At 71.1% G+C, this 4,826-nt stretch carries 6 protein-coding genes; 3 read left to right on the forward strand and 3 right to left on the reverse strand.

Annotated elements, in window-relative coordinates; translation table 11 throughout:
- Positions 1-44: 44 nt before the first annotated feature.
- Genes Q0112_RS06275 through mce form a run of 3 tightly spaced genes read right to left on the reverse strand, consistent with a single transcriptional unit; the run spans position 45 to position 904 of the window.
- Complete coding sequence (locus tag Q0112_RS06275) at positions 45-194, reverse strand: hypothetical protein (protein WP_297972837.1); 150 nt, start codon at positions 192-194, stop codon at positions 45-47.
- A 45-nt stretch (positions 195-239) separates the two neighbouring features.
- Positions 240-503 (reverse strand): DUF1467 family protein, encoded by a 264-nt coding sequence (locus Q0112_RS06280; RefSeq protein WP_297972840.1) that lies wholly within the window; start codon positions 501-503, stop codon positions 240-242.
- The gene (gene mce, locus Q0112_RS06285; protein ID WP_297972843.1) at positions 500-904 is read right to left on the reverse strand and encodes a methylmalonyl-CoA epimerase; all 405 of its coding nucleotides are present in this window, start codon (positions 902-904) and stop codon (positions 500-502) included. The genes Q0112_RS06280 and mce overlap by 4 nt, the downstream gene beginning before the upstream one ends.
- A 168-nt stretch (positions 905-1,072) precedes the next feature.
- On the opposite strand from mce, the gene Q0112_RS06290 reads away from it, so the two are divergent.
- From Q0112_RS06290 to Q0112_RS06300, 3 genes are read left to right on the forward strand one after another with little or no spacing between them, the layout of a single operon-like run.
- Positions 1,073-1,561 carry a (2Fe-2S)-binding protein gene (locus Q0112_RS06290; protein WP_297972845.1) on the forward strand — a complete coding sequence of 163 codons (489 nt, stop codon included), beginning with the start codon at positions 1,073-1,075 and terminating at the stop codon, positions 1,559-1,561.
- 14 nt (positions 1,562-1,575) lie between these two features.
- Complete coding sequence (locus Q0112_RS06295) at positions 1,576-3,951, forward strand: xanthine dehydrogenase family protein molybdopterin-binding subunit (RefSeq protein WP_297972847.1); 2,376 nt, start codon at positions 1,576-1,578, stop codon at positions 3,949-3,951.
- 12 nt (positions 3,952-3,963) lie between these two features.
- On the forward strand, positions 3,964-4,752 hold the full coding sequence (locus tag Q0112_RS06300; protein ID WP_297972849.1) for a xanthine dehydrogenase family protein subunit M: 789 nt from the start codon (positions 3,964-3,966) through the stop codon (positions 4,750-4,752).
- Positions 4,753-4,826: the final 74 nt, after the last annotated feature.

Consider the following 4,826-nt stretch of genomic DNA (forward strand, 5'->3'; position numbering starts at 1 on the left):
TTGGTCGGACCCCGCACTGTGCGGGGCCCGTGCCGGCGCCTGGCCTAGCTGGAGGCCTGCTGCTCCGGCGGCAGGACGGTCCTGTCGCTCTGGGCGGTATCGCCTGCCTTGACGTGGCCCGCGCAGTCGGCGAAAGCCACGCTCCCGAACCCGACCAGCGTCAATGCCGTCACGAGGGCGGCTAGGATCTTCATCGGCTGCCTCCTTCCTGGTTCGTCATCCCGCGAGGGTAGCACGAATCACATGAGATGGAAGAAGTCGATGTCCTCGATGGTGACGCCGCTCCAGAGGATGAAGGCGCAGATCGACCCCCAGATCGCCAGCGTCACCGCCGTCACCCAGAGCATCTTGCGCCGGATCCGCGCCTCGACCGGCGCCGAGGCCGGCGTCCCCGGCACCACCTCGCCCGCCTCCTCCTGCGTGGTCAGCCCGATCGGCAGTACCACGAAGAGCGTCAGGAACCAGATGATGACCCAGAGCACGAAGGCCGAGACGACGGTCATGCCTGCTCGAGCTCGACCAGCGTGCCCGTGAAGTCCTTCGGGTGCAGGAAGAGCACCGGCTTGCCGTGCGCCCCGATCCTCGGCTCGCCGTCGCCCAGCACCCGCGCCCCCTGCGTCTGCAGCCGGTCGCGCGCCGCGAGGATGTCCTCGACCTCGTAGCAGATGTGATGGATCCCGCCGGCCGGGTTCTTCGCCAGGAAGGCCGCGATCGGCGAATTCTCCCCCAGCGGATGCAGCAGCTCCACCTTGGTGTTCGGCAGCTCGACGAAGACCACCGTCACCCCGTGCGCCGGCTCGTCCTGCGGCGGCCCGACGCGCGCGCCCAGCGTGTCGCGATACTGCGCCGCGGCTGCGGCCAGGTCCGGCACGGCGATGGCGACATGATTGAGACGACCGATCATGCCGCAAGCACTAGGCCGGTTCCGCCGCGGCCGCAAGCCCGCGTCCACGGTCGCGAAAAGACTGTTGGCATTCGGCATCTTCCCGGCCCAAACTGCGGATAGCGAAGGCCCGTCATGGATTCGGTGCATAGCCGGCAGAGCGGGCCCCACCCTGTCGGGAGGTTTGCCATGCCAAGAGTCTCCATGACCGTGAACGGTCGCCCGGTCTCCGGCGAGGTGGAAGGCCGGACGCTGCTCGTCGAGTTCCTCCGCGAGACCCTGCGCCTCACCGGCACCCACGTCGGCTGCGACACCGGCCAGTGCGGCGCCTGCGTCGTCCACGTCGACGGCGCGTCGGTCAAGTCCTGCAACGTCTTCGCCCTCGACCTCGAGGGGGTCGAGGTGCGCACCATCGAGGGCATGGCCAACCCCGACGGCTCGCTCGGGCCGATCCAGGCCGCCTTCCAGCAGAACCACGGCCTGCAATGCGGCTTCTGCACCCCCGGCATGGTGATGACCGCCGCCGCGCTCCTCGCCGAGAACCCGAGCCCGAGCGAGGCCGAGATCCGCGCCTACCTCGAGGGCAACATCTGCCGCTGCACCGGCTACCACAACATCGTGAAGTCGATCCAGGCCGCCGCCGCCGAGCTCGCCGCCGGCCGGGTCGCGGCCGAATAGGGGAGGGGACCGACATGCCCAAGGATTTCGGCATCGGCGCCCCCGTCAAGCGCCGCGAGGACGTGCGCTTCCTGACCGGCAAGGGTCGCTACACCGACGACCTCAACCGCCCCGGCCAGGCCTACGTCCACTTCCTGCGCTCCGACGTCGCGCACGGCCGCATCGCGAAGCTCGACACCGCCGCCGCCGCGGCGATGCCCGGCGTGCTCAGGGTCTTCACCGCCGCCGACTTCGCCGCCGTCGGCGGCATCCCCTGCGGCTGGCAGGTGACCGACCGCTTCGGCCAGCCGATGCAGGAGCCGAAGCACCCGGTCCTCGCCGACGGCAAGGTCCGCCACGTCGGCGACCCGATCGCCGCCGTCGTCGCCGAGACCCTCGCCCAGGCCCGCGACGCCGCCGAGGCGATCGAGCTCGACATCGAGGATCTCCCCGCCGTCGTCGACATGCGCGCCGCGCTCGCGCCCGACGCGCCCAAGGTCCACGACGAGCTCGCCTCCAACCTCTGCTTCGACTGGGGCTTCATCGAGGACAATGCCGCCGCCGTCGACGCCGCGATCAAGGCCGCGCCACACGTGACGACGCTGGAGCTCGTCAACAACCGCCTCGTCCCCAACGCCATGGAGCCGCGCGCCGCGGTCGGCGAATACGACGCGGCCGACGACCAGCACACGCTCTGGACCACGTCGCAGAACCCGCACGTCATCCGCCTCCTCATGGGCGCCTTCGTCCTCGGCATCCCCGAGCAGCGCCTGCGCGTGGTGGCCCCCGACGTCGGCGGCGGCTTCGGTTCGAAGATCTACCACTATGCCGAGGAAGCCTTCGTCACCTTCGCCGCCAAGGTGGTCGGCCGCCCGGTGAAATGGACCGCCTCCCGCTCGGAGGCCTTCATCTCCGACGCCCACGGTCGCGACCACATCACGAAGATCGAGCTCGCCACCGACGAGAACGGCAAGTTTCTCGCGCTCAGGACCGACACGCTGGCCAACATGGGCGCCTACCTCTCGACCTTCGCGCCCTGCATCCCGACCTACCTGCACGGCACGCTGATGGCCGGCAACTACGCGACGCCGCTCATCTACGTCCACGTCCGCGCCGTCTTCACCAACACCGTCCCCGTTGACGCCTACCGCGGTGCCGGCCGGCCGGAGGCCACCTTCCAGATCGAGCGCGTCATCGACAAGGCGGCGCGCGAACTCGGGATCGACCCGATCGAGATCCGTCGCCGCAACTTCGTCAGGCCCGACCAGTTCCCCTACCAGACCCCGGTCGCGGTCCTCTACGACACCGGCAACTACCAGGCCACGATGGACAAGCTCGAGGCGCTCTCCGACCGCGCCGGCTTCCCCGCCCGCCGCGAGGCGAGCGCGGCCCGCGGCAAGCTCCGCGGCTTCGGCGTCGCCGCCTACATCGAGGCCTGCGGCATCGCGCCCTCCTCCCTCGTCGGCTCGCTCGGCGCCCGCGCCGGCCTCTACGAGAGCGCGACCGTCCGGGTGAACCCGACCGGCGGCGTCTCGGTCTTCACCGGCTCGCACAGCCACGGCCAGGGCCACGAGACGAGCTTCGCCCAGGTCGTCTCCGACCTCCTCGGCATCGACGCGGCCCAGGTCGACATCGTCCACGGCGACACCGCGCGGGTCCCCTTCGGCATGGGCACCTACGGCTCGCGCTCGCTCGCCGTCGGCGGCTCGGCCATCGTACGCGCCACCGAGAAGATCATCGCCAAGGCGAAGAAGATCGCCGCCCACCTGATGGAGGCCTCCGACCAGGACGTCGTCTTCAAGGACGGCCGCTTCACCGTCGCCGGCACCGACAAGTCGGTCGCCTGGACCGACGTGACGCTGGCCGCCTACGTCCCGCACAAATACCCGATCGAGGAGCTCGAGCCCGGCCTCGAGGAGACCTCCTTCTACGACCCGGCCAACTTCACCTACCCGGCCGGCGCCTACGCCTGCGAGGTCGAGGTCGACCCCGAGACCGGCGAGGTCGAGGTCGTCGCCTTCACCGCCGCCGACGACTTCGGCAACATCGTCAACCCGATGATCGTCGAGGGCCAGGTGCACGGCGGCATCGCCCAGGGCATCGGCCAGGCCATGCTCGAGGTCGCCGCCTACGACGAGACCGGCCAGCTCAGGAGCGGCTCGCTCATGGACTACGCCATGCCGCGCGCCGACGACCTGCCGAGCTTCACCGTCGACCACAGCTGCGTCACCCCCTGCACCCACAACCCGCTCGGGGTGAAGGGCTGCGGCGAGGCCGGCGCCATCGGCTCGCCGCCGACCTTCGTCAACGCCGTCCTCGACGCGCTGAACGCCGGCGGCTTCGGGGTGGACCATATCGACATGCCGCTCTCGCCCGCGCGGGTCTGGGCGGCGCTCGCGGCAGCCAGATAGGGAGGCGGGCCCATGTATGCATTCGATTTCGTCCGGCCCGCGACGGTCGAGGAAGCGGTCGCGGCGCTCGCCACGGACGAGGCACAGGCACTCGGCGGCGGCCAGACCCTCATCCCGACGCTGAAGCAGCGCCTGGCGAGCCCCGGCACGCTGGTCAGCCTCACCGGCATCGCCGCGATGAAGGGCGTCGCCATGCAGGGCGACCGGCTCGCCATCGGCGGCGGCACCCCGCACGCCGTGGTCGCCCGCGAGGCGGCGCGCGCCTATCCCACCCTCGCCGCGCTCGCCGGTCACATCGGCGACCCGGCGGTGCGCAACCGCGGCACGATCGGCGGCAGCCTCGCCAACAACGACCCCTCCGCCGACTATCCGGCCGGCGCGCTCGCCTCGGGCGCCACCATCGTCACCAACACCCGCGAGATCGCCGCAGACGACTATTTCCAGGGCATGTTCACCACCGCCCTCGAGCCCGGCGAGATCATCACCGAGGTGCGCTTCCCCGTCCCGGAGCGCGCCAACTACCAGAAGTTCCTGCAGCCTGCCTCGCGCTTCGCGCTGGTCGGCGTCTTCGTGGCGAAGTTCGCCGGCGGCGTGCGCGTGGCCGTGACCGGCGCCTCGCAGGACGGCGCCTTCCGCTGGTCCGACGCGGAGGCCGCCCTCTCAGCCGACTTCCGTCCCGAGGCGATCGCCGGCCTCGCCGCCGACCCCGACGGCATGATCGGCGACCTGCACGGCTCGCCCGAATACCGCGCCCACCTGATCGGCGTCCTCACCCGCCGCGCGGTAGCCGCAGCCGCCTGACGGCACCGCCGCCCCCTCTTTCCCTATCGGGCAGTGCCGGGGGGGTCGAGGGGGGCCGGCGAGGGCCCCCCTCG

Source organism: uncultured Amaricoccus sp., from assembly GCF_937858865.1.
Taxonomy (GTDB): domain Bacteria; phylum Pseudomonadota; class Alphaproteobacteria; order Rhodobacterales; family Rhodobacteraceae; genus Amaricoccus.

Coding starts and splice junctions, on each gene's coding strand:
- Q0112_RS06300 (WP_297972849.1), top strand. CDS start 3,964: ATGTATGCATTCGATTTCGTCCGGCCCGCGACGGTCGAGGAAGCGGTC.
- Q0112_RS06275 (WP_297972837.1), bottom strand. CDS start 194: ATGAAGATCCTAGCCGCCCTCGTGACGGCATTGACGCTGGTCGGGTTC.
- Q0112_RS06295 (WP_297972847.1), top strand. CDS start 1,576: ATGCCCAAGGATTTCGGCATCGGCGCCCCCGTCAAGCGCCGCGAGGAC.
- Q0112_RS06280 (WP_297972840.1), bottom strand. CDS start 503: ATGACCGTCGTCTCGGCCTTCGTGCTCTGGGTCATCATCTGGTTCCTG.
- Q0112_RS06290 (WP_297972845.1), top strand. CDS start 1,073: ATGCCAAGAGTCTCCATGACCGTGAACGGTCGCCCGGTCTCCGGCGAG.
- mce (WP_297972843.1), bottom strand. CDS start 904: ATGATCGGTCGTCTCAATCATGTCGCCATCGCCGTGCCGGACCTGGCC.